The organism is Streptomyces jumonjinensis (assembly GCF_009600885.1).
Taxonomy (GTDB): domain Bacteria; phylum Actinomycetota; class Actinomycetes; order Streptomycetales; family Streptomycetaceae; genus Streptomyces; species Streptomyces jumonjinensis.
In genome coordinates this window covers 1-1214 of record NZ_VCLA01000176.1, presented here as the reverse complement: position 1 = coordinate 1214, position 1214 = coordinate 1, and the positions used below count along the sequence as shown (strand labels likewise).

At 72.7% G+C, this 1214-nt stretch carries 1 protein-coding gene; it reads right to left on the bottom strand.

Annotated features, from left to right (window positions below; genetic code table 11):
• Positions 1 to 166 precede the first annotated feature (166 nt).
• Entirely contained in the window at positions 167 to 1063 is an 897-nt protein-coding gene (locus FF041_RS27035; RefSeq protein WP_323392833.1) for a hypothetical protein, read from the bottom strand.
• Between the last annotated feature and the right edge of the window lie 151 nt (positions 1064 to 1214).

Sequence of the window (1214 nt, the reverse complement as noted above, 5' to 3'; positions counted from 1 at the left end):
CGCCGTAAATCATGAGTCCCGGCACCACCCCGGAGCGGACACCGGACCTTGACCCACCGCGCCCAGCCCCACCCCGACGCACCCGGAGCGGCCCCCGGACCCCAGCCCCGAAGCACCCCAGCCCCGAAGCCCCCGCACCCAGCCCGAAGCCCCCCGAAGCCCCAGCTCAGGTATCGCATTCGAGCACCGCGCGGCACAGCCCGCACCGGGCGCGTACCCGTCCGCGCACCGGGACCCGGATGCGCTGATGGCAGGTGGGGCAGGCGAAGGAGACGCGCAGCCCGTCCGGCCCGCTCTCGAAGGCGTACCCCTCCGCCCGGACCGGGCCGCCCTGCCCACCCTGCCCGGCCGCATGTCTGCGCTCCTTGGCGTACCGATGCCGCCCCGTCCAGCCTGCGGCAGTCAGCGGCGGCTGCCGGCCGTCGCGCAGCGCCCGCGCGCGCCCTTCGGTGTACGCGGTGTACCCCTGCGGGCTGGTGAACCACGGCGAGGGGTCCTCGTCGAAGGCGAGCGACCGCTTGGCGAGCACATAGCCGAACTCCTCAGGGGTGAGGTACCCCAGCTTCTGACTGGTCAGCTGGTCCTCCCGGTAGGCGTCCAGCAGCAGCCACCCGGCCCCGAGATAGGTCGTCGCGGTGTCGGTGAGGATCTCGTTGTCGCGGGTCCCGGGAAAGGAGAGGTCGAGCCGGTGCAGCAGCACATGGGTGATCTCGTGGGCCAGCGCGGCCCCGATGTCCCGGCGGTGCGTGCGGAAGCGGTCGTTCAGCTCGATGAAGTACTCGGGGCCCGCGGTCAGTTCCACGCTCGCGGCATGCTCCATCTCGCGGAAGCTGACGATCACCCGGGCGTCCGGCAGCCGCAGATGCCGCACCAGGGCGTGGGCCACCCGCTGCGCGCCGAGATGGAGGTCGTCCGCATCGGCGAAGGCGGCCTCGACGGGGAGCACGCTCGGTGCGTACGAGCGTACGCCGTCGGGTGAGAGCCGCCGGTACAGCGCTGTGATCGCGGCCCTTACGGTGTCGAGGTGCGGATAGCCGCGCACCACGTCGCTGTCCTTCGTCACCACGTTCCGTACCCCCTGCACGACGGTCGGCCCGCTTCAACTCTACGGCGCTGCGCGGGCGAATCGGCTCTGGCACACGAGCTGCGGACGGGTGTTCCGGTACCCCTGGGGCGGCCGTGACGGCGTCGCGCGAGCCCCCCGCGAGCCCCCC